Raw genomic sequence first — 24,060 nt, 5'->3', positions numbered from 1 at the left:
AATAAATGGAGAATTTAGTTCAAGATACTACCGTTCAAAAACCAAAGTGGATCCGCGTAAAACTTCCTACCGGAAAGAATTACAGAGAGCTTAGGACTTTGGTCGACAAATATAAATTAAATACCATATGCCAGAGCGGAAGCTGTCCGAATATGGGTGAATGCTGGGGAGAAGGGACGGCAACGTTCATGATCTTAGGAAATATCTGTACAAGAAGCTGCGGATTCTGTGGTGTAAAAACAGGAAAACCACTTGATGTTAATTGGGATGAGCCTGAAAAAGTGGCCCGTTCTATTAAATTAATGAAGATCAAGCATGCTGTTCTTACCTCTGTGGACCGTGATGATTTAAAAGATATGGGCTCCATCCTTTGGGCTGAGACTGTAAATGCGGTAAGAAGAATTTCTCCGGGAACGACGATGGAAACTCTTATTCCGGATTTTCAAGGGCTTACCAAACATATCGACAGGCTGGTAGAAGTGGCTCCGGAAGTGATCTCTCACAATATGGAAACCGTAAAACGTCTGACAAGAGAAGTAAGGATCCAGGCTAAATATGAAAGAAGCTTAGAAGTTCTGAGATACCTAAAAGAAGCTGGCCAGAGAAGAACCAAAACCGGGGTAATGCTTGGTTTGGGTGAAACTAAAGATGAGGTTTTCCAGACCATTGAGGATATCAGAAATGCCAATGTAGATGTAATCACGCTTGGACAGTATCTTCAGCCTACTAAAAAACATCTGCCGGTAAAAAGATTCATTACGCCGGAAGAGTTTGATGAATTGGGAGATTTTGCAAGAAGCTTAGGTTTCAGACACGTAGAAAGCTCACCGTTGGTAAGAAGTTCCTACCATGCTGAAAAACATATTCACTAATAATATAACCGCTTCAATTGGAGCGGTTTTTTTATTTTAAACACTTAATATTTTGAGTAATGAACTCGGTGATGAGAGATATCTCTTAAATTAAAAAATTGATCACTTTCCTCCTGACAAAATCTGTCGGATCATATTCCCCTCCAAGGAATGGGTGGCAAAAATTCAAAGAATTTTTGATGGGGTGGTTAAAAAAATAATCAATTCCGAACCTCAATATTCTTCAAATGCTTTTTCCTGAACTCTGAAGGCGTTTCACCCGTATGCTGCTTGAAAAGTTTATTAAAATAGGATAGGCTCTCGAAACCTACCTGAAAGCAAACCTCCGTCACAGAATAATCTTTAAGCAGAAATATCTTAGCCTGATTGATCCTGTAATTATTAACAAAATCCGTGAACGTCATATTGGTCTGCTTTTTAAAATAACGGCAGAAAGCAGGCGTACTAAGGCTTACAATCTTTGCAATTTCGTTGACATTAGGCTTCTTATCATAATTTCCATGGATGTAATCGTAGATGGTTCCCATTCTGATCTTGTCATTCAGGAACCATTTTATCCTGGTGTCTTCCTTATTCAGTTCTCTTACTTCATCTGAGGCGGCGAGAATCTGCAGAATTTCAATTAATCCTATCAGAGAATCAAAAGAGTTTTTATCCTTGATTTCATGAAGTTTTTCGACAACCTGCTTTTTTGTTTCTCCTGAAAATGAAAGCCCTAAATAAGACTTTTCCAGGAGCTTTTTAATGTTTTCAAACTCAGGAACGGGAACAATAATATCCTGAAGGAAATTCTCCCGCATCTGAAGCACTAATTGTCTGCATTCCGTCTGGATACCATAATCAAAATTAAGATGAGGAACATTGGATCCTATCAGAAGCAGATCGCTTTCTGTAAAAACAGAAATATCCCGGCCTACATGGCGGATTCCGTTGATGGCTTCTACATAAACAAGCTCTATTTCCGGGTGATGATGCCAGAAAAAACAGTTCTTTAAAGACGGTGAAAAAAGCTTGAAAGACTTTCCGCTTTCAAACTCTATGACTTCTTTCTGGATTCTCATTCTGTTCTGATTTGATTGATTCTGATTTTAAATTTACATAAAAAGGTTAATATGGAGCAAATTTTTATCATTTCAGGAGAAGTAAAAACCGATATTTCTCTCGAATTTTGCACTTTCAAAGTAAAGATGGGATTCTGTTTTTATTTTTTATAAAAATCACTTAAAATTAATTCGAAAAAGAAGTTTACTCATAATGAAGATTGATAAAAGAATAATACCGTTAGCCATAGGTGGTCTGGGAATAGGGACTACGGAATTTACCGTAATGGGACTGCTTCCTGATATTGCCAACACTTTAAAAATTACCATTCCTGAAGCAGGACATCTCATCTCAGCTTACGCCATGGGAGTAGTGATCGGAGCTCCGATACTGATTGGGTATTCCGTAAAATTTCCGCCTAAAAAAGTGCTGATGGTTCTAATGATCCTTTTCACACTATTCAACGGGCTTTCTGCGGTAGCTCCTGATTATACAAGTATGCTGATTATCAGATTTATGTCCGGACTTCCTCACGGTGCGTTCTTTGGAGTAGGAACAGTAGTAGCATCCCGTATGGCTGGAAAAGGGAAGGAGGCATTTTATATATCCTTAATGTTTACAGGGCTTACGGTAGCGAATCTGATCATGGTTCCACTGGTTACCTATATCGGACATGCTTACCACTGGAAACTTTACTTTGCAATTGTAGCACTGATCGGCCTTTTCGCCATATTGTTCCTGAAATTATGGCTTCCGGCCGTAGAATCCAACCAGGATACCCATTTCCTGGAGGAATTGAAATTTCTTAAAAATAAGCAATCATGGCTGGTTTTAGGAATTACAGCGATTGGGTTTGGAGGACTTTTCACATGGCTCAGCTATATTACTCCTTTAATGACGATCGTAGCGAGAATCCAAAGCAACCAGATGGCGTATGTGATGATCCTTGCCGGTGCCGGAATGGTTGTTGGAAACCTTGCCGGAGGATTTATTTCTGACAGGCTGGGGCCCGAAAAAACATGTGCATTATTGATCTTTCTGATGATGATTTCTCTGGCAGGAGTGTTTTTCTTTGCAGATAACCAGAATATGGCACTCATACTGACATTTGTTTGCGGAGCACTGTCGATGTCCGTTGCAGCACCTATTAATATCATGATGATGAAAGCAGCTCCAAAAAGTGAAATGATGGCTGCGGCATTTATGCAGGCCGCATTTAATATTGCTAATGCAATGGGAGCATTTCTGGGCGGAATTCCTTTGGAATATGGTTTTTCCTTCAAATATCCTTCGTTAGTAGGAGTGGGGATGACATTCATCGGTCTGGCAATAAGTTTAAGATATAGATATTTGTACGGCAAACAAGCTCCTGATAATGAAACAGCGGTAGAATGTGTGCCTTGTGATAAGTAATTGTAAAGCTGAGACTAAGTTCAAATCAATTTCTAAATTTTGTCAAAAAATGTAGATGAGTTAATTATTTTATAAGACAGCTTAAAGGCTTATAACCAGCTGTATACATACAAAAGAGGCTTTGTTCAACGACAGAACAAAGCCTCTTTCTCTTTATAGTATAATGCTAAACTTCTACTTCATTACCGTTTTTACACCAGTAAAGTGCATTATATAAGTTTTCCTTAGGAAAGGATTTGAATTCTCCCGGCATCAGAACACTGAAAATATCCGTGAAGTTCTGTACTCCTTCTTTATCTGTAACAATAGCTGTACGGTTCCATTTTGTAAGATTTTTTAATCCTAAAAATGCGTCTTCAAGCCATGCGCCCATGGTAAAATTATCCAGATCAGTATCCAAATACAATAAGTAATTCAGCTCACCAAACTGATCTACTTTTTCTTTTACATGAGGAATGACAAGGTTTTCAAAATCTTTTTTCGTCACATCTCCGGTTGCACTGAACGCTGCAACATTTTCCGGAGCTTCTGGAATAATCGTTATCATACTAATTATTTTAAATGGTTGGATTTTAAAACTGGGTACAATAATTGCACCATAAATTGATAAAAAATCGTTAAAATACTTATAAATGTTATTGTTTTAAATGTAATATTCAATTATGGATCTAAAATCAAACGAACCTTTCTGGCTTTTAAAAAATGGACTAATAACTTCTTATCCGTCTCTGAAATCAAATAAAGATTGTGATGTATTAATTATAGGAGGCGGCATTACCGGAAGCCTTATTGCCCATCAAATGATTAGTGACGGCTTTAAAACGATCCTGATTGATAAACGTGAACTCTGTAATGGCAGTACTTCAGCAACTACTTCCATGCTGCAGTATGAAATAGATGTTCCTCTTTTTGAGCTTGAGGAGCTTATTGGTAAGAAAGGAGCTGTAGAGAGCTACAAAGCCTGTTCTGATGCAATAGATAGTCTCGAAAAACTCTCAAAACAGATCAGGTCTGATGCGGGATTTAAACGAAAGAAATCTCTGTATTTCGCATCAAAAAAGAAAGATGTCAGTTGGCTTAAGGATGAATATGCTGCAAGAAAAAATTCCGGTTTTGATATAAAATGGCTGGAAGCAGATCAAATTGTAGAAAAGTTTGGACTTGAAAATACATATGGGGGAATTGTGTCCAGACAGGGAGCCAGTATTGATGCTTTTAAGTTTGCTCATGAACTATTTAAACATAATGTAAGAAAAGGGTTAGAAATATTTGATAAGACTGAAATGATAAAGGTGGAATATCATAAAGGTTTTAATCTGGTAACAGTAGACAGCGGTTTTCAGATCAAAGCTAAAAAAGTGATCTACTGTATAGGATATGAAAGCAAAAACCTGATCAAAGAAAACTTTGTTGATTTAAAAAGTACGTTCGCCATCGTTTCAGAAATCGATGTCGACAAATTCAAAAATATGGGAAGTACGCTGGTCTGGAATACTGATGATCCTTATATTTACATGCGTACAACAGATGATGGAAGACTCCTGATCGGTGGTGGAGATGAAGATTTCAACGATGCTGAAAAACGTGATGCTCTTCTCGATAAAAAAGAAAAAGAGATTCTGAAAAACCTGAAAAAAATAAAACCCGATTATCATTTTTATACAGATTTTGTATGGGCCGGAACTTTTGGGGAAACCAAAGACGGGCTGCCTTATATTGGGGAGCATAAAAAATTTAAGAACTCTTATTTTGTCCTGGGCTTCGGGGGGAATGGGATCACTTTTTCTGTGACAGGGATGGAAATGGCTTCACAGTTTATGAAAAATAAAAAACACCTGTTGTCTGAATATTTTCAATTCGGGAGATAAAACTGGTAGCTTCTGGAACCTTTGTCGCCAGTGTAAGCGGGTATTAAGAAAAGTGCAATAAAAAAATGGTGACTGCGAAGCCACCATTCCTATTATTTCGAAGTATATCCATTCGTTTTTGCCTGCTCCAGAATAGATCTTTCAATTGCTTTCCCAAGATCATCAGAATCTGCATTGCCCCGTTTTTTCATTTCGGTATCAATATATTCCTGGCGTTTTCTGGACAGCTCTTCAATCTCCTTCTGGATTTTCTCACGCTCTGCAGATTTTACAGCAACTGCTTTTTTAATTTCTTCCTTGCTTTTGCCTTTTAATTCAGCTGGCAGCGCATCATCCTTCACAGTAGCAATAAATCCTGCATCACTTTCAGCTTTGTCCACCAGGTCCCAGTGGTCGTTTTTATAAGCATTTTTTTTAGACTTGGCTACGGTTCTTTCTACGTAATTGGAAGCCGACTGAACTTCTGCATTCCTGTCCTGGGTAACCTGCTTAAGCTTATATTCAGAGCCATGACTTCCATAATAAATATAGGTATCATTCAGCTTTGTATTGCATTCTGAGATTTTTACATCATAAGGCGTTTCAATATAAATCACCTTTCTGTCACTGTCAATATTGAAGTACTTGCCGCCGCCCACTACTGCTCCGTTCTGCCAGAAGGTTTGCGTCCCTTCTTCTCTATTCCCGCAGAAAATAGTATTGGTATAAATGTTTTTGTTTTTAGCTTTGGAAATGACTTCCTTGTAATTTACTTTTCCCTGATCAAACGGCTCATTGCCGGCGATATAAATCAGTTTCATGCTTTTTTCGTTGCCATCCCAGTTCAGATTCATCGAGGCATCGCGGATCACAGCACCGCAATATTCACTTCCCCCATTAGTTCTTAAGGCAAATAATTTCTCGGAAACCAGATCCAGATCCTGCGTAAGAGGAGTAACCTGGCGGATATAATTTTCATCGCGGATCCCGTCATTCCCATATTCATAAAGGGCAATTTCAACCTGTGGAGCCTGTCCGTTATACTTTAGGGTGGTTAAAGTATTCACAATATTCCAAAGCCTTGATTTGGCCTGATCGATCAGCCCGTCCATACTGTTGGAAGTATCCAGCAGAAGGGCAACCTGGATTTTATTATCCTTTGATGTTACTGCAGGCTGTACTACTGAAGCATTTTGTATAAATGCTTCCCGACCTGATGTATTGCTGTTTGAGCAGCGGATGTCTGAAAAACTGCCTGAGCTTAAAAATGCGCTACCAGCTGTTAATGCTAAGATTTTTAAAGTTGTCATAATTCTATTTTTATTGGTTATCTGTTATAATATTGAACCCATTTTTTCGGGCCGAACTTTAACTGTCGATGTTTCTGTATGCTTCAGTAATAAATGTCGTTGCAGGTTTATTGTTTTAATTCCTGAAGTAAAATTATCTGTATTTAAGGCTGAAAATTGGGAGACTTGGTGAAATGAGACTTTCACTTGGTGAACTTTAAAAACTGTTTAAGACAAAAAAACAGCCCTTCCGGACTGTCTTTTAAATCTGTTAATTCTAAAGGATTTCGTATCTCGTTTTGATGCTGTATTTCAGCTTGATATTTTCGATATTGTCAAAAGAAAAATCTACCGCAGTATCTGCCGCTTCCAGCTGTACATTTCTGATGCTGCTTTTATAGGCTACAGGAAGAACCGTATCGCTGGTGTAATCTTCAATTTCGATAATCTCAAGAGGAGCTCCTGTCTTTTTGCCCATACTCTCCAACAGGTAATCTGCCTTTTCTTTTGCTGCTTTTAGAGCATTGATCTTAACGGTTTTCTTAAAATCAGAAATTTTAGTGTTCTTCACTTCGGCCACATTCAGATTGCTTACCCATTTCTGGTTGAGGTCTTCAAATATTTTGTTGATATCCGATTTTGTATTGGCTTTGAACTGGTAGCTCTTCGTGAATTTTCCATTTTTAACATATACATTCTGGTACATGGATTTAAATTTGATGTCTTCATTCTTCACGCCGTATTTCTTTAATGTTTCAAACAGCTTCTTTTCATTGTCTGCCAACTCATTCTTGTTATCCGCTTTGATGCCGATGCTGAAGATGATCTCATCCGGTTCCACTTCCATTTCTGCAATACCTGTAACTTCAATTGCATTTTTCTTTATCTCCTGTGCATTTGCAAAAGTTCCCAGGGTAAAGATTCCGATCAATAAAAAATGTCTCAATTTCATAATTTCTTGTTTTAAATTCTGAAGTAAAATTACTGCGATCTGAAACCGAAAATGGAGAGACTTGGTGAAATGAGGTTTTCACTTGGTGGATGGTCACAAAAAAAGACGATCCCTGTGAGAATCGTCTTTTCAAATTTTTTAAATGTGATTTAAACTATCCGGAATGGTTCAAAAATGATTAATAGATAAAGTAAACCTTCGAGATTTTATCGTTTTTAATTTCATAAATAGCTGTTGCTTCAGTCTTTACACCAGGTCTCAGGCCCGAAACGCTCTCTTTATCAATAACGGAATTAAGATTCACAATCCTCTGCTTGATTTCGCAATGCAGATCCGGAGATTTATCAAACAGATTGGAATAGGATTTTCTCATGGCTTCCTTTCCTTTGCTGATCAGCTTTCCGGGAAACAAATACAGTTCTACGTCCTCTGCATAAGGCTCCAGAAATGCTTCAATATTTCTTGCATTATAAGCATTCACCTGCTGCTGAGCCAGAGATTCCGGTGTCACTTTTACAATTTTTTCCCGGTCTATAGGAAGTCCGCTTTTTATAACCGTATCAATATCAGTAAGATGGTCCAGATTTTCAACAGGATTTGAATTCAGTAAAACAAGATCCGCTGCTTTTCCCACTTCAATGCTGCCGGACTCCTTTTCTTTATTAAGGATTTTCGCAGGATTAATGGTTGCCGACTGAAGAATCTGCCATTCATCCATCCCGCTTTCCTTCATGGCCTTAAGTTCTGTGATAAATGATGATGCATGTTGTGTTCCGATATTTCCGGCGTCCGTACCAGCAGCGATTGTTACACCTCCTTCAGCCATTTTTTTGAGATTGACAGCTCTGATGGAGTCCGTTTTTGAAATATAAGCTTTGGTCTTCGGCTCGCTAAACCTTGCTTTACGCTTATTAAGCATAACAGAGTCTGACGTTTGTATAAGGTGCTTCAGGTCGTACATAGAGCCAATGCTTTCAGGATGGGAATTTTCCAGCTCATAAGTATTGTAGGTCTTCTTTTGTCCGTAAGTATCATAATAATTATCCATTACCGTAAGGGTAGGGCATACAATAACCTTTTTTGATTTTAAAAGCTTTATAAAATCATCAGAAATCAATTCATCCTCTATATTGTGTACCAGGAAATCGGCACCGTTTTGTACGGCTGTTTCTGCGGTGAAGCGTTCTGTTGCATGAATGGCAACCTTTAAATTATTTTTATGAGCTTCGTCAATAACTGCTTTTATAGCAGGTTCCAATTCCTTTGCCTGTTCTTTCTTTTTCTGCGCATCTCCCGTTACAATATACCATATCTTAATAAAATCAGGTTGATAAGGGATCTGTTCCTGAACCAGTTTTTTAGCCTCATCAACAGACGAAAGCAGTCTGAAAGGCTCATCTTTATTAAGATTTTTAAAAACTTCAGGTTCATAAGTAGTAATGAGTGGTCCCGACATATACACTGAAGGCAGGCGTACATTCTCTTTCAAAGAATCCCTGAGTTTTAGCAAATTACACGTTGCCCCGGGATCAATCACTGACGTCATTCCCATTTTAAGATAACGCTGCAGAAGACCTTCCATATTATGATGGCTCCAGCTGATCTCTTTTTCATAAGGAACATGTTTTCTGAGATCAAGGGCATCCGGCCTTGTATACAGACCGCCGCTCTGGAAAAAATGGACGTGTGCATCCGTCATTCCAGGCATTAGGTATTTACCTTTACCATCAATAACATGGGAATTCTTCGGAATTTTGATCTGTCTGCTGGGTTTTATTGCTGTAATTGGCCTTCCTGAAAAGACAACAGTCTGGGCAGGAATCAGTTTTTTGTGAATAACATCTACAACAGTTACATTTTCAATATAAATCTGCGCATGAAAAATGCTCATACAGAAAAAGGTTGCCAATGCGATCTGGAATTTTTTGCTCATGAGTTTGGGATAAAGTAACAATACAAATATAAGAAAAGACGCACTGCCCTCTGTTACAGAATTTTAAGGAGCATGTAAAGAGGAAAGATTGATTTTTAATTGGGCAAACTGGGTGAAATGAAGTTTTGACTTGGTAAAGAATAGGAAAGGATACCTAAAGTTTTACTTACTTTGCATGCAAGATCTGAAATCTGTGAAATTAGTTTTTAAAATACTGTTTATCTTCATGCTTGCTGTAGGAAATTTTTGTACAGCACAGGATTCCATGCAGGTTACTCAGGCCTACAAATCTGCGGTCAGACTCAGAAAAGCAGTGGACAATAACGATAACAAAGGTGTTGCCGATACCTATGTAGGAATTGCCAATAATTACTACAATCAGGGGAATTATGCCAAGAGCGAAGAGTTTTTAGTTAAAGCCAGAACCATTTACAAAAACCTTAACGATAAGAAAAATCTGGAATCTGTCACCCGGAAAATTGCCCAGTCACAGGAAAAGCAAAACAAAATAACTCCGGCCATCAGCAATTACAGCATGGCGGCCGAGATGAGTTACAATGAAAAAAGCAGAGCGGTCAATACCAATGATGCGGCAAGGCTTTCTTCTCCCAACGCTGAACAGAAGGTAGAGGCCATTCAGGATAATATCAATATAGGTCTTAAAACAAAAGATAAAGGCGATCTGGCAGCAAGTTACAGCCAAATGGCAGATGTTAATATACAGCAGAAAGATATTCCTAAAGCAGAAGAAAACCTCAACAATGCTTATGTTCTTTCTAAAAAAGAAGCTCCTCAGCAGGCATTGGAAATTAATCAGAGACTGACCAATTTCTATGTTGAAAACAGAAATTTTGAAAAAGCCATTGAGGCCAAAAAGAAAGTCCTGAAAGAAGATTTTGTCAAAGAAAATTCACAGGAAAAGGTCAATCAGATCCAGGAGCTGGCTGATATTTATATAAAGAAGAATGATCCGGAAGAGGCTGTGGTATTATTAAAAAATGCTTACGGAATCGCTCTGGAGAAAGGGCATACACTTGAAGCTCAGAAAAGCGTAAAACGACTGGACAGCCTATACAGTATAACAGGAAATACGGATGCCTCAGTGTCGCTGTATCGCGATTTCCTTGGGAAACTTCCGGATATTGTGTCCAAAGACAGAAGCCTGGTAGATAATAAAATTCTGGAAGATACTGAGCAGAGAATTTCACAGCTTGAAAAGGAAAAAGAGCTGAAAGATCAGCTGATCCGTAAGAAAAATGTCTTTAATTACAGCCTGATCGGAGTTCTGATCCTGTTAACCGGACTGATTATCTTTATCTTCAGAACGCTGAAGAAAGTTCAGATTAAAAATAAAAAAATCGCCCTGCAGTCATTACGGCGTGAAATGAATCCGCATTTTATCTTTAACAGCTTAAACAGCGTCAATCATTTTATCGCGACAAATAACGAACTGGAAGCTAACCAGTATCTTACGAAATTCTCTAAATTAATGCGTGGCGTCATGGAAAATTCCACCGAAGATTTCATTCCTCTTCAGCAGGAGCTGGATTTGCTTCAGAATTATCTTGCTCTCGAAAAGACACGTTTTGTCGATAAATTTGATTATGAAATTAGGGTAGACGAAAGCCTGAATATGCAAAGCCTGAAAATTCCAGGAATGCTTGTCCAGCCGTTCCTTGAAAATGCGGTCTGGCACGGACTGCGCTACAGAAGTGAAAAAGGATTTTTGAAATTAAGCTTTGAAAAAGAAGACCAGCATTTAAAAATCACCATTGAAGACAACGGAATAGGTATTGAAGAAAGCAAAAAGCAAAAAACCGAACACCAGAAAGCAAGAGAAGGCCGCGGAATGAAAAATACACTTGAAAGAATTCAGCTCCTGAATGATTTGTATAAAAAAGATATTGCCTGCTTTGTAAAAGACAAAGAAAATAGTAGTGGCGTTTTGGTTACCTTAAAAATTAATCTTATTTAAAACAATGAAAGCCTTAAAAAAACTTCCTGTCAGATCCTGAATTCAAAAACGGAAAATATCAGTAAATCCATTCACCACTTAAGACCTGTTATCTAATATCTGTAACCTCTAACCTGAAAAAATGAAAATACAATCCATAATCGTAGACGATGAGATCATTGCAAGAGAAGTTCTCAGAAATTATATCACGAAATACTGCCCGCAGGTAGAAATTGTAGGAGAGGCAGAAAATATCAAAGAAGCCGTTCCCCTGATTGCTGAAAAACAGCCGCAATTGGTCTTCCTGGATGTAGAAATGCCTTTCGGAAATGCCTTTGATGTGTTGGAAGCTACCAAAGAATTTTCCTACGAAACTATCTTCATTACAGCATTTTCTCAATATTCACTACAGGCACTTAATAAATCGGCCAGTTATTATATTCTAAAACCGATAGATATTCAGGAACTCATTCTTGCAGTAAATAAAGTAGCAGAAAGCCTTGAAAGTAAAGAAGAGCTCAACCGTAATAAAATACTTCTCGAAAATTTAAAATTGAAACCTGAAAAACAACAGCTCATTCTTCCTACACTTCAGGGATTTGATGTTGTAAAAACTGAAGATATCCTAAGGCTGCAGGCAGACGGAAATTTCACACAGGTTTACCTTACCGACGGCTCAAAAAAGATGGTCTGCCGTTTCCTGAAACATTTCGATGACCTGCTGGAAAATCCTTTTGTAAGAGTTCACCGCTCCCATATCATCAATGCAGGATTTGTAAAATCTTACCATAAAAGTGGAACTGTAATGCTTTCAGATGATACGGAAATTGAGGTTTCAGGCAGTTTTAAAGATAATTTCCTGAAAGTCTTTTCCTAGAATTTCTTTCCTTAACAGCTTAAAGGCATTATTTTTGAAGTTTTCACCGCAATCACGCAAAATATCCAATTATGAAAACTCTTCAGAAAATTGCGGTTCCGGTTACATTAGGTCTTCTGGGGCTGGTTGTTTACAATTCCTGTTCTCCCGGAATTACAAAAGGAGCTGTTGCCGTCAATAACTTTGATGTTAAAAAATATCTTGGAAGATGGTACGAAATTGCCCGTTTCGATTACAGGTTTGAGAAACATATGGACAACATCACCGCCGAATATTCCGAAAATCCAAACGGTTCCATCAGTGTCCGCAATAAAGGCTATGATTATGTTAAAAAAGAATGGAAAGAATCCATCGGAGAAGCCAGGTTTGTAAAAGATAAAACCGAAGCCCGCCTTAAGGTTTCATTCTTCAAACCAATCTGGGCTGGTTATAATGTGATTGATATCGATGAAGATTATCAATACGCCTTGATAGCAGGAAGCAGCGTAAAATACCTTTGGATTCTATCCAGGACAACCTCTATTCCTGAAAGCATAAGACAGCGTTTTCTCGAAAAAGCGAAAAGATTAGGATATAATACCGATGAGCTTATTTGGGTAAGGCATAATCAGTAATTTAGAAATCACTATTTTAGAGAAAATACCAATTGTGAATTTTGCTTTGCAAGTGTGAACTTTTTAGAGCCAAGATCCCAGACTGAGGTTAGGGTTTAGAGGATTATTAACATGCCCAGACTTTTTAACCAAAAAGCTCGAATCCAAAACATGAAAATTCATAACTCAAATTTGCTTTAAAAATCTTATAGCACTCAGACCCATACCTTCGCCATCGCGAAATAGTTATAGTTTTAAACAGTATCAGCCAAAGATAAAAAAAATCATTTTATGTTGTCATAGCCGCAGATTTTTACGTCATTTGCAGGACATTTTCTTTCAAGAATTTATATATGGAAAAAGCTGTTCTGATTACTATAGGTGATGAAATCCTTTCCGGGAACACCATTGATACCAATTCTAATTTTATTGCCGCAGAACTTAAAAGCATAGGCATACAGGTTACACAGATTTTTACAATTTCAGACGAGATTGCCATTATTAAAAATACTTTAAAAACTGCTTTTGAAATCGGAGACCTTGTCATTACAACAGGCGGCTTGGGCCCGACAAGAGATGATAAAACCAAAAAAGCACTGGCTGAATATTTTAATGATGAAATTGCACTGGATGAGGCAACCTTCAACCATCTTAAAAACTATATGGAAAGACGAGGCCGCCTGGATATCCTTGAAAGAAACAGAGAACAGGCTTTTGTTCCTACAAAATCGGTTGTTTTTCAAAATCATTTCGGAACCGCACCATGTATGATGATGAATCAGGACGGAAAATTATGTTTCAGCCTTCCCGGGGTTCCTTATGAGGTGAAACCGCTGATCAGGGATCAGATTATTCCTTATTTAAAAGAAAAATTCAATCTTTACTATATCCATACCAGGATAGTTTCTGTAGTAGGCATTCCCGAAAGTATTCTCGCAGATATTATTGAAGAATGGGAGCTTGCCCTTCCTGAAAATCTTGCATTGTCTTATCTTCCGGTAGGAACACGTGTGAAATTGAGGCTGACTGCTTCAGGAGATAACGAAGCTGCTCTGAAACAGCAGGCAGAAGATGAAATCCAGAAGCTTCTTCCTTTGGTAGGTGATCATGTTATCGCCGTGTCGGAAGACAAAATAGAAAAAATTCTGGCAGAGATGCTTAACGATAGAAAACTGACTATTTCCACTGCAGAAAGCTGTACCGGAGGTGAGCTGGCAAGAATGATCACATCCAATTCAGGAAGCTCAAAATATTTTGTAGGGGGAATTGTACCTTACGCCACAGAAAAGAAAATAGAAATTTTAAAAGTCTCCCAGCAGACTGTAGATGAATTTACAGTGGTAAGCGAGCAGGTGGCCAGCGAAATGGCAAAAGGATGCCAGAAATTATTTGACTCCGATATTTCCATGTCCACAACAGGTGTTGCGGGCCCTGGTAAAGGCGAGGACGGTAAAGAAGTGGGAACCGTTTTTTATACCATACGGATCAAAGACAAAGAAGTCACTTCAAAACTGTACATGCCTCATCTGGACAGACTTGATTTTATGAATTTCGTTTCCCAGAAGATCATTCAGGATCTGGTAGGCTTATTGATTTCGGAGTAGTTTTTTACTAAAATAATAAAAAATTATAATTGTTAATTTTTTATTGAAAAGAATTGTAACAGATTATAAAAAAGACAGACATATACTATAAATTTGCTATCATAATGAAAAAACTAACGCTTTCTTTGTTTTTACTGGCAGGAGTTTGCTCACTTAATACAGTGAACGGACAGGCAAAAGCCGTGAAAACAGCAGTTAACAGCACAGATAAAGGCTTGGATATTAGCCTTATGGACACTTCTGTACGTCCGCAGGATGATTTTTATAACTACGTAAGCGGGACTTGGATGAAAACCGCTAAAATTCCATCCGATAAGCCGACCTGGGGAAGTTTCAACAAACTGGCAGAAGATACAGATAATAACTCAATGACTATTCTGAACTCTCTTCTGAAAGATAAATTTGAAGATGGAAGCGAGGGGAAGAAAATCCAGGATCTGTATGCTACTTATATGAATATGCAGAAGAGAAATGCAGACGGAATCAAACCTATTCAGGCTAACCTGAATAAAATTGATGCGATTAAAAATCTGGCTGATCTTCAGAACTATTTGATATCTGTAACAAAAGACGGAGAAAATACTTTGTACGGATGGGGTGTTGATGCAGATCTTAAAGATTCTAAAATGAATGCCGTGTACTTAGGAAATGCTTCTTTGGGATTAGGAAGAGATTATTATCAGAAAGTAAACGAAAAAAATACTGAAGCTCTTGCTGAATATCAGAAATATGTAGCTTCCATGCTTAAAGAATTAGGCTACAAAAATGCTGATGCAGCGGCAAAAGGAATCGTTGATTACGAAAAAAGCATTGCAAAAACATATCTTACCAACGAACAGAGCCGTGACAATACACTGCAGTACAACCCTAAAACAATGGCTGAGCTTTCAACATTGGTAAAAGGTGTTGATATCCCTGCTTACCTTAAAAAAGTAGGAGTAACTACAGATAAAGTGATCATCGGAGAAATTGGATACTACAAAGAATTCGATAAATTGGTGTCTGCTCAGAACCTTCCTGTGATCAAGGATTATTTAAAATTCCACATGATTCACGGAAGTTCATCTTACCTGAGTGAGAAATTGGGGAATATGAGATTTGACTTCTATGGTAAATACCTGAGAGGTCAGCAGGAGCAGAGAGCATTGAACAAGAGAGGTTTTGAACTGATCAATGGTACACTTGGTGAAGCTTTCGGAAAATTATACGTTGAAAAATACTTCCCTGCTGAAGCGAAAGCACAGATGGTGGAACTGATCGATTATTTAAAGAAAAGCTTTGCAGTTCATATCAACAATTTAGCGTGGATGTCTTCTACAACGAAAGAAAAAGCAATGAACAAACTGAACAAGTTTACAGTAAAAGTTGCTTACCCGGACAAATGGAAAGACTATTCAAAATTAGATATCGTTTCTGAAGCTAAAGGTGGAAATCTATACAGCAATCTTCAGAATATTTCCGAATGGCAGTACAATAAAGATCTTGCAAAAATCGGTAAAGCTGTGGACAAAACAGAATGGGGGATGACGCCGCAAACGGTAAATGCTTACTATAACCCGGTAAATAACGAAATCGTTTTCCCTGCTGCAATTCTTCAGCCGCCTTTCTTCAATCCTAAAGCTGATGCTGCCGTAAACTTCGGAGGAATCGGTGCTGTTATCGGACACGAAATGAGTCATGGATTTGATGATTCAGGAGCCCAGTTTGATGCAGACGGAAACCTGGTAGACTGGTGGACGCCGGAAGATAAGGCCAACTTCGAGAAAGCAACTAAAGCTCTTGCTGCTCAGTATGACAAATACGAGCCTGTAAAAGGAACTTTCGTAAACGGTACCTTCACAAACGGTGAAAATATCGCTGACTTAGGAGGAGTAAATATTGCTTACGATGCGCTTCAAATGTACCTGAAAGATAAAGGAAATCCAGGGAAGATCAGTGGATTCAACCAGGATCAGAGATTCTTCCTAAGCTGGGCAACCGTTTGGAGAACTCTATCCAGTGAAAAATATATGGTGAACCAGGTAAAAACTGACCCGCACTCTCCGGGATACTTCAGAAGTTTCGGTCCACTCATCAACGTTGATGCTTTCTATAAAGCATTTGATGTGAAAAAAGGAGACAAACTATACAAAACTCCGGAAGACAGAATCAAAATCTGGTAAAATAACAAGCCGCTCAGCAATGAGCGGTTTTTGTTTGGTTGATTTGTGGGGTAGGGTTCAAGCTCCGAGTGAGAGTTGCAAATTTTTGATTTCGCATTATAATGGATTATTTTTTTTCAGGTTACAGATAACATCATAAAAATATCATTTTTAACAATAATCTCCACTCTAAAACACTGTCACTGATACTCTCAAACTCTCACCCGTACCCAGCAACTCGAATCACAACCCAAATCACCAACTTCTCATCATTTATCGATTATCATTAATTAGCTATCATTAAAGTTTGTATATTTGGTAAGTTTGTGTTAAATCAAAAATTATCTTTAATGAAAAAGCTAAATATTGGAATACTTGCTCTTTCCGGCATTGTATTTTTAAACTCATGCGGAACGGCTAAAACTGCTGCTACAAAAACTGAAACTACGGTTGCTGTTGCAGAGCCTGTGAAAGATGAATTAAAAGAAGAAGGAATCAATTTATCTTATATGGATAAAAGCGTCCGCCCGCAGGATGACTTTTTTAGCTATGTGAACGGAAATTGGGTGAAGACTACCCAGATTCCTTCCGATAAAGCGAGCTGGGGTTCTTTCAATGCATTGAGAGAAAATGTAGATGATGCTTCTCTGGATATTCTGAATAAAATTTTATCCGAAACATATTCTGAAGGTTCAGAAGGCCAGAAAATTCAGAATCTATACGCATCTTTCATGGATGTAAACAAAAGGAATGCAGATGGATTGGCTCCAATCAAAGGAGATTTATCAAAAATTGAGGCGATCAAAAACCTTAATGACCTGCAGAAATACCTTCTTGAAGCCACAAAGTTAGGAGACAATTCCTTTTACGGCTGGAGGGTAAGCGCAGACATGAAGAACTCTAAAATGAATGCAGTATATCTTGGCGGTCCGGATCTTGGATTAGGAAGAGATTACTATCAGAAAGTAAATGATGCCAATACTAAAACCTTAGCAGAATACCAGATGTATGTCGGGAAATTATTCGATGTTTTAGGAAATAAAAATTCAGCACAGGCTGCGCAGAATGTAGTGGCATTTGAAAAGCAGCTAGCCAACTACCTGTTGACTCTGGAGCAGAACAGAGATGCCAACCTGAGATATAACCCTAAAAATGTAGCTGAACTTCCAGGACTGGTTAAAAATGTCAACCTGGCTAAATATCTGAAGGATGCAGGTGTAAATACCGACAAAGTAATCATCGGAGAACTGAAATATTATCAGAATATGGATCAGTTCATCACTGAAAAAAATCTTCCTCTGTTAAAAGATTATCTGAAATACCATTTAATTAACGGGAATGCCAGCAATCTTGATGATAAGCTTGAGCAGATCAGATTCGATTTCTATTCAAAGTATCTTCAGGGCCAGAAAGAGCAGCGCCCGATGGACAAAAGAGGGCTTAGTCTTGTGAATGGAGTTCTTGGTGAAGCTTTCGGAAAATTATACGTTGAAAAATATTTTACTCCTGAAGCAAAAGCTCAGATGGAGATGTATATTGACTATATTTTAAAATCATTCAAAACACATATCAACGATATGGACTGGATGTCTCCGGCCACTAAAGTGAAAGCTCAGGAAAAACTGTCTAAATTTACTGTGAAAATTGCTTATCCCGACAAATGGAAAGATTATACCCAGTTAAAGGTGGAATCTCCAAAACAGGGTGCAACACTATACTCCAATCTTCAGAACGTAGCTGCGTGGCAATATCAGAGAAGCCTTGATAAAGTAGGAAAACCGGTTGATAAAACAGAATGGGGAATGTCTCCGCAAACTGTAAATGCTTACTACAGCGGATCAAACAATGAGATTGTTTTCCCGGCGGCCATTCTTCAGCCTCCTTTCTATAACCCTAAAGCTGATGCTGCCGTAAACTTCGGAGGAATCGGTGCTGTTATCGGACACGAGATCTCTCATGGATTCGATGACAGTGGTTCACGTTTCGACGGGGACGGAAACCTCAACAACTGGTGGACGGATGAAGACCGTAAGAATTTTGATGCGAAAGTAGCACAGCTGGCGGCTCAGTACAGCGCCTACGAACCGGTAAAAGGAAGCTTTGTAAACGGTAAATTTACAAGTGGTGAAAACATTGGTGACCTTGGTGGAGTAGCAGTAGCCTATGATGCTCTTCAGATGTATCTGAAAGACAAAGGAAATCCTGGGAAAATCAGTGGATTTACACAGGATCAGAGATTCTTCATGAGCTGGGCAACCGTATGGAGAACAAAATCTACCGATCAGTATATGATTAACCAGGTGAAGACCGATCCGCACTCTCCGGGAGTGTTCAGGGCATTCGGGCCGCTGGTCAATCAGGACGCATTCAACAAAGCATTTGATATTAAACCTGGGGACAAAATGTATAAAGCACCTCAGGACAGAATAAAAATTTGGTAGAATAACCAAAAATTGTTAGAAAAGAAAGAATCCATCCCCATTAAATGTGAGATGGATTCTTTTTTTAATATGCTTTCTTATAATTCCGGAGGACAAAATTTATTCCGGTTTCAATAATGTCCCCCATGGTTTTACAATACTTGAAGTTGACGTCGTAGGTAAGTTTTTGCAAAGCTGTTTTCAGCTCTGTAACATTGGCTTCCGGCGCAATATCTTCTTTTTTCATAATGGCAATAAGTTCATTGAATCTGCTTTTGCTGCTGGTCACTCTTTTTACAATTTGTGAACGTACTTCTTTACGATACTGCTCTATAGAATTAGGCTTCAGTTTTTCCAGTACCATGCTAACCATCGCGTTGTTTTCTTTAAAATATTGGGGAAGATAAACTTTCAAATTCCCTTCATAGCTTTGCTGGTCAAAATCGATGGGGCGAATCTTGTAAATAACCTGGTCGAAATCGTGAATGGGAATAATAACATAATTATAAGAGCGCATGTCACCCAGCAGTCCTATGAGGCAACGTTCATTGAATTTTACAAACTCCTTGGAAATCTGGGCTTTTTCCAGTTCTGTACAGTTCTGTAAATGTTTCTGGATAAAAATATCTCCGGGAATTCCTAAGATGTGTTCTTCGATCAGGGTATTTTTGTGGATAAGGAAATTAATTCGGTTGGGAGAAAGCAGATCTTCAATTTCCAGCCCATAGATACGGGAAGCATCAGCCTGTTTAATATAAAAATTAGTATGATTGTCATTGAGAATATTTCTCACCCGAATCCGAAAAGGCTTAGAGTTTCCGAAAGTGCAAAAGTCGATCGTATCCACTTTCAGATAAGGCAAGGTTGCCTCGTCTCCATCGGAATGAAGAAGGGTGTAAATCTTATTTAAATTAGCCTCTATTTCTTTAAATTCATGCTCAGAATACAATACACCAAGCCACAAAGTATCTTTGCCCTCCTTATCCAGAATATTTACACTGTCGCTGAATCTCAGCAGATCTTCATATAAAAACTGGATCTTAGTCGTTCTGTTATGTCTTTCCAAATACTGATTTAATGCTTCTGAAACAGGATATATTGGTTTTCTAAACGCGATCTTTACATCTTTCATGACTCTGTTACTTTGTTTAAATATAAAGAATTTTTTTCCTCATACCGGAAGAATTCCTATTTTAATACGTGGTTGATGCTTTTTTATAAATGCAAAGCATACAAAGATTTATTTTTATTTTCCCACAGCTTATTTTATTTATTTTTCATAGTTTAGTGATATCGTAAAGTCATGATTTTACGTTAAATATAAATTAGCTTAAATTAAATATTTCAAGAAAAATCTTTACAAAATTTTGTATGTTACAGTTTTTTTTTAAATTTAAACATTGGATTGGTAATTTATTTGATTCATCAGTAAATTACTCAAAGACAGATCCAAACCAAAATCAGAAATCTCAAAATAACAATAATATGGCAATGTTTAATTATGGTGTTGGCGGCAACGAGGTAAAAGTAGACGCTAATGAAGCTATTCAGGAAATACAGGAAAACAAATCGCTGATAGTGAGCCAGCTTACTACAGAAGAATCTTATACCCCTGAAATCGTAACAGGATTAAAAACTGTAGACGACGTCTTCAGACATTTTCAACCATCCGTAGCTGTACAGCACGAGACGGAAGATGGTGGAGTAGTAGAGGAGGAATTCCGTTTTCAGAATCTTGCAGACTTTACCCCTAGAAATCTTACTCAGAAATCAGACTATTTACAGCAGCTTAGCATGGAACAGGAGCAGTACAATAAAATCGTACGCCAGCTGAAGACCAATAAGATTCTGCGTAATATGCTTGAGAATGAACAGACCAGAGCTGCATTCATCGAAGTATTGAAAGATGTGGCACAAGAACTTGAAAAATAATTATTTACACTAAATCAAATCATGGATAGCAAATTACAGGCACAAGAAAGCCAACAGCAGAGTCAGCAGCAGCACTCAGGGCAGCCGAAAGGTAACCCGCTTGCGGAGCTTAATAAAATAGGAGGTTTTGGCTTTGTTGAATCCGTTGTAGACGGTATCGCCAATATGAACCCTACAAGAAAAGCCAGGAAAGAAATTTTCCTGACGGACACCAATAAATCAGACGAAAGAAAAGAGCTTCTTCAAAAAATAAACCTTTGGGTGAGTCTTTTAGAAGGAAATGAGTCTGCAGATAAAATGGCAGATACCTGCAAAACCAAAGCGCAGGCAGCAGATCAGAATCTAAAGACCAACCTGAAAAATACACTTGATGCAGTACGTCTGTTGGAAACCAACTACAGAACTGTAGCTCAGTTCTATAAAAATACAGAACTGGATAAAGTGGATAATGTAAGCATCGTTAATGCAAGCCTTGAGCAGGTTTCAGATCTGGATAATCCTTTATTCATTGATGCTATTTCCGAAGAATTTAAAAACTATTACGACCGTTTAGATCTTAGAGACAACTATTCTATCCTGGCAATACCTGGATATTTAGGCTCAAACAAAGTCATTGAAAAATGGGCAAAGATCTGTAATGAAAACAAAGTAATGATGGTCACCGACTTTGCCAATCTGGATAAACCGGATGACGTAGTCGACTTATTCCACTCTGCAAACCTTACGGGAGGCGAGCTTCACAGAAGTAACGTTATTATGACGTGCAACTGGCTTGTGGGCAGAGGAAGAGCTGAAGAAGTAGGAGAAGAAGAGAATGTAGAGCTTCCGCCTTCCACTTCATTAGCTGGAAAAATCCACAAAACTTTGATGTCTCAGGTGGCAGCAGGTAAAAAGCATGGTAATATCAACGAAGTAGATGCCGTAAAATTCGAATTGAAGAAAAGTGAAATTTCTCAGTTAGAAAAAATGGGTCTTGTTCCAATGGTGAACGAATATGGTAAGATCATGGCATTCTCTGCTAAAACACTGTTTACAGGAGATAACATCGGTCTTCAGACCTATTCAGTAGTACGTGTATTCGACTACGTAACTAAAGTTTTACTTGACTTCCTGAACAGAAGAGCCTTCGAAAACTGGAATGCAAAGAACGAAGACGATTTGAGAAGGCAGATTGTAACCTTCCTTGACAATATCAAAGGTCCTGACAAATTGATTGAAAAGTTCAAAATTGTTCGTTTCGAGCAGGACAGAGTCAATAAAGACAGAGTATGGCTTGATATCCGTATGACCCCTTATTTCCCTACAAAAAGTTTCGTTATTAAATTGGACGGGCATAAAGGAGATGATGGTAACGAGTGGGATGCACAATATACTCAGGAATAACAACAACCCAATTTTAATAACAAAACCGATGCATTTTTACATCGGTTTTTTACTGCCAATTCATATGAAAATTAATGTGATCAAAAATAGTTTAAGCCTCTTTCTGCCTGTACTCCTGCTGATTATATTGTCGGGATGTGAGAAAAAATACCAGGCGCCGGACCATTATGCAGTAGATCTTTTTAAAGACGAACGGCAGCAGGGAAAAGCCTATATTATGAACGAAGAAGAATGCTTTGACGGTAGCGAGCTGGTTATTGCAAGTTCCAATGTGAAACTGACTGACAGTTCAAAAGGAAGAGGGAAAACATTCTTTCTTTACAAAGTAAGATCCGGAAAAGTACTGAAAACAATAAGAGATTCAGTGATGGATTATCCGTTCATGTTTCTTTCTGATCAAAGACTGAAGCTTAAGCCAGATTCAATCTACCTTTACCTGAAAAAACTTGAAGGCTACCGGTTTATTGCTGCAGAAAGAAATCTCAAATATCAATGGCTGAAAGCTGCTCCCGTATATTCCATTAAAAAGGATAAATAATTTTATCTTTGCAGAACGGGAACCGACAGCATTTTAAGCTTTTTAAAAAAGAGGTTGCAAAATATGCTTCGACTCTGCTCAGCATGACAATCTGCAGCTATATGGCATTAGAGGTGTCACGCTGAGCGAAGTCGAAGCATCATAAAAATAGTTGCAGTTAAGAATTCCCTCAAATCATTTAAACAGACAAAGGTTTTTGGAAAAAAATAATAAAAGTTCAGAATTTCTCCATGTTGGAAATAAATTACTGAGCTGGTACGGGAAAAATGCAAGAGATCTGCCTTTCAGACAGACAAAAGATCCTTATAAAATCTGGATCTGCGAAATTGTTTTTCAGCAGACGAGGATCAGTCAGGGGCTCAATCATTACAATAATTTCATTAAAAGATTTCCAGATGTAAAGACACTGGCTGAAGCTGACGAAAATGAAGTGCTGCTCTATTGGAAAGGGCTTGGATATTATTCAAGAGCCATTAATATCCATAAAGCTTCACAGCAGATCATGAATGATTATCAGGGTGTTTTTCCTGCTGATTATGAAGAGATTTTAAAATTAAAAGGAGTCGGGAAATATACCGCTGCGGCAATTTCAAGCATCTGTTTTGGAGGTAGAATGCCGGCTGTTGATGGTAATTTTTACAGGGTTTTGAGCCGTATTTTTGCCGATGACTTTGATATTTCCAATTCAAAGGCCTTTTCCTATTTTTCTCAATTGGCAACATTGGTCATGCCAGAGAATGTAGGCGATTTTAATCAGGCTATGATGGATCTCGGTTCAGAAATCTGTAAGCCTAAAAATCCTCTCTGTGGCGAATGTCCGGTAAATGATGACTGTCTTGCATTTTCTATGCAGAAAACATCAGAGTACCCTGTCAAGACAAAAAAGATAAAAACAGAAGATCTTGCCCTGAAATATTATTTTGTGCACAGAAACGGACAGTTTCTGATCCGGCAGAGAAAAGACGATTTCATCTGGAAGAAATTATTTGAGTTTCCACCGGTAATTTCTGCCGATTTGGAACCGTTTATCAGGAATGTAAAAACCATTACCCATAAGCTTACCCATAAGAATCTCACCATTGAAATTTCTAATGTTGAGGTCGATTCAGAAGCGGTTTGGGATAGTTTTATAGCCGAAAATCAGTACCTCATTACAGACTTTGAAGCTTCTCACGACAAATCTTTTCCCAAACCTTTGGAAAACTACATCCAAAACTCACTGAAAGACTGAAATTTGTCTCCCAAAATCTAAAATCTAATTTGTACTTTTG

The 24,060-nt window shown here is 38.1% G+C and carries 19 protein-coding genes; 13 read left to right on the top strand and 6 right to left on the bottom strand.

Annotated elements, in window-relative coordinates; translation table 11 throughout:
* The first annotated feature begins 5 nt into the window (after window positions 1-5).
* Window positions 6-872 carry a lipoyl synthase gene (lipA, locus tag V6R96_RS20585; RefSeq protein WP_111956014.1) on the top strand — a complete coding sequence of 289 codons (867 nt, stop codon included), beginning with the start codon at window positions 6-8 and terminating at the stop codon, window positions 870-872.
* A gap of 200 nt (window positions 873-1,072) precedes the next feature.
* Here lipA and V6R96_RS20580 read toward each other — a convergent pair whose 3' ends face one another.
* Window positions 1,073-1,933, bottom strand: a complete 861-nt coding sequence (locus tag V6R96_RS20580) for an AraC family transcriptional regulator (protein ID WP_336380084.1) — start codon at window positions 1,931-1,933, stop codon at window positions 1,073-1,075.
* 193 nt (window positions 1,934-2,126) lie between these two features.
* Between V6R96_RS20580 and V6R96_RS20575 the strand changes: the two genes are divergently transcribed.
* Window positions 2,127-3,326 (top strand): MFS transporter, encoded by a 1,200-nt coding sequence (locus V6R96_RS20575; RefSeq protein WP_336380083.1) that lies wholly within the window; start codon window positions 2,127-2,129, stop codon window positions 3,324-3,326.
* Between the two features lie 166 nt (window positions 3,327-3,492).
* Here the strand turns inward: V6R96_RS20575 and V6R96_RS20570 are convergent, their stop codons facing one another.
* Window positions 3,493-3,873 carry an STAS/SEC14 domain-containing protein gene (locus V6R96_RS20570; RefSeq protein ID WP_111956020.1) on the bottom strand — a complete coding sequence of 127 codons (381 nt, stop codon included), beginning with the start codon at window positions 3,871-3,873 and terminating at the stop codon, window positions 3,493-3,495.
* Window positions 3,874-3,988: 115 nt separating this feature from the next.
* Between V6R96_RS20570 and V6R96_RS20565 the strand changes: the two genes are divergently transcribed.
* The gene (locus V6R96_RS20565) at window positions 3,989-5,194 is read left to right on the top strand and encodes an FAD-binding oxidoreductase (protein ID WP_336380082.1); all 1,206 of its coding nucleotides are present in this window, start codon (window positions 3,989-3,991) and stop codon (window positions 5,192-5,194) included.
* 92 nt (window positions 5,195-5,286) lie between these two features.
* Here V6R96_RS20565 and V6R96_RS20560 read toward each other — a convergent pair whose 3' ends face one another.
* The 3 genes from V6R96_RS20560 to V6R96_RS20550 form a co-directional block, all read right to left on the bottom strand.
* Window positions 5,287-6,483: a vWA domain-containing protein gene (locus tag V6R96_RS20560; protein WP_336380081.1), complete on the bottom strand. Its 1,197-nt coding sequence runs from the start codon at window positions 6,481-6,483 to the stop codon at window positions 5,287-5,289.
* A 256-nt stretch (window positions 6,484-6,739) separates the two neighbouring features.
* Window positions 6,740-7,414 carry an SIMPL domain-containing protein gene (locus V6R96_RS20555; RefSeq protein ID WP_336380080.1) on the bottom strand — a complete coding sequence of 225 codons (675 nt, stop codon included), beginning with the start codon at window positions 7,412-7,414 and terminating at the stop codon, window positions 6,740-6,742.
* Between the two features lie 178 nt (window positions 7,415-7,592).
* Entirely contained in the window at window positions 7,593-9,347 is a 1,755-nt protein-coding gene (locus V6R96_RS20550; RefSeq protein ID WP_336380079.1) for an amidohydrolase family protein, read from the bottom strand.
* Window positions 9,348-9,540: 193 nt separating this feature from the next.
* Here V6R96_RS20550 and V6R96_RS20545 point away from each other — a divergent pair, with 193 nt between their 5' ends.
* The 6 genes from V6R96_RS20545 (at window position 9,541) to V6R96_RS20520 (ending at window position 18,957) form a co-directional block, all read left to right on the top strand.
* Entirely contained in the window at window positions 9,541-11,322 is a 1,782-nt protein-coding gene (locus V6R96_RS20545) for a histidine kinase (RefSeq protein ID WP_336380078.1), read from the top strand.
* A 121-nt stretch (window positions 11,323-11,443) separates the two neighbouring features.
* Window positions 11,444-12,178, top strand: a complete 735-nt coding sequence (locus tag V6R96_RS20540) for a LytTR family DNA-binding domain-containing protein (protein WP_111956030.1) — start codon at window positions 11,444-11,446, stop codon at window positions 12,176-12,178.
* Between the two features lie 71 nt (window positions 12,179-12,249).
* A complete protein-coding gene (locus tag V6R96_RS20535) occupies window positions 12,250-12,792 on the top strand; it encodes a lipocalin family protein (protein ID WP_336380077.1) in 543 nt (180 codons plus the stop codon).
* Between the two features lie 332 nt (window positions 12,793-13,124).
* Entirely contained in the window at window positions 13,125-14,375 is a 1,251-nt protein-coding gene (locus V6R96_RS20530; protein ID WP_336380076.1) for a CinA family nicotinamide mononucleotide deamidase-related protein, read from the top strand.
* A gap of 104 nt (window positions 14,376-14,479) precedes the next feature.
* Window positions 14,480-16,537, top strand: a complete 2,058-nt coding sequence (locus V6R96_RS20525) for a M13 family metallopeptidase (protein ID WP_336380075.1) — start codon at window positions 14,480-14,482, stop codon at window positions 16,535-16,537.
* A 329-nt stretch (window positions 16,538-16,866) separates the two neighbouring features.
* Window positions 16,867-18,957, top strand: coding sequence for a M13 family metallopeptidase (locus V6R96_RS20520; protein WP_336380074.1), 2,091 nt, complete (start codon window positions 16,867-16,869; stop codon window positions 18,955-18,957).
* Window positions 18,958-19,021: 64 nt separating this feature from the next.
* Here V6R96_RS20520 and V6R96_RS20515 read toward each other — a convergent pair whose 3' ends face one another.
* Entirely contained in the window at window positions 19,022-20,068 is a 1,047-nt protein-coding gene (locus V6R96_RS20515) for a hypothetical protein (RefSeq protein ID WP_223558605.1), read from the bottom strand.
* 353 nt (window positions 20,069-20,421) lie between these two features.
* Here V6R96_RS20515 and V6R96_RS20510 point away from each other — a divergent pair, with 353 nt between their 5' ends.
* The 4 genes from V6R96_RS20510 (at window position 20,422) to mutY (ending at window position 24,020) form a co-directional block, all read left to right on the top strand.
* Window positions 20,422-20,868: a type VI secretion system contractile sheath small subunit gene (locus V6R96_RS20510; protein WP_223558606.1), complete on the top strand. Its 447-nt coding sequence runs from the start codon at window positions 20,422-20,424 to the stop codon at window positions 20,866-20,868.
* Between the two features lie 21 nt (window positions 20,869-20,889).
* Window positions 20,890-22,251, top strand: a complete 1,362-nt coding sequence (locus tag V6R96_RS20505) for a DUF5458 family protein (protein WP_111956046.1) — start codon at window positions 20,890-20,892, stop codon at window positions 22,249-22,251.
* Between the two features lie 64 nt (window positions 22,252-22,315).
* Window positions 22,316-22,789, top strand: a complete 474-nt coding sequence (locus V6R96_RS20500; protein ID WP_228452498.1) for a hypothetical protein — start codon at window positions 22,316-22,318, stop codon at window positions 22,787-22,789.
* 196 nt (window positions 22,790-22,985) lie between these two features.
* Window positions 22,986-24,020 carry an A/G-specific adenine glycosylase gene (gene mutY, locus V6R96_RS20495; protein ID WP_336380073.1) on the top strand — a complete coding sequence of 345 codons (1,035 nt, stop codon included), beginning with the start codon at window positions 22,986-22,988 and terminating at the stop codon, window positions 24,018-24,020.
* The last annotated feature ends 40 nt before the right edge of the window (window positions 24,021-24,060 follow it).

It is taken from the genome of Chryseobacterium sp. CCNWLW53 (assembly GCF_037083525.1).
Classification (GTDB): domain Bacteria; phylum Bacteroidota; class Bacteroidia; order Flavobacteriales; family Weeksellaceae; genus Chryseobacterium; species Chryseobacterium lathyri.
The sequence above is the reverse complement of the archived record's forward strand: the minus strand, read 5'-3'. Positions and strand labels throughout refer to the sequence as shown.